Here is a 249-nt window from a genome sequence, read left to right on the forward strand (position 1 = left end):
GGCCGTCGCCGCGATGGCCTCCGCCCGGCGACTGCTCATCGTCGGGAACGGGGCCTCCGCGGCGATCGCGCAACTGGCGTCGCTCGGCTTCCTGAACTCGAGCCGTCCGAGCGAAGCGCCGGTCGACGCGATCGTGCAGCAGCTGACCGCTCGCGCCCTGACAGCGGGCGACGTGTGCGTGTGCATCAGCAGCAGCGGCTCCAACGGCGTCACGCTGAGCTCCGCCGAGGCGGCCGCGGCGTCCGGTGC

General features: G+C 73.9%; 1 protein-coding gene. It reads left to right on the plus strand.

What is annotated here, in order from left to right; genetic code table 11:
- Positions 1-249, plus strand: a 249-nt coding sequence (locus SB775_RS32295) for an SIS domain-containing protein (RefSeq protein WP_410865371.1), incomplete at both ends; no start/stop codon positions are given.

The sequence above is a fragment of the Peribacillus sp. SIMBA_075 genome (assembly GCF_046534585.1).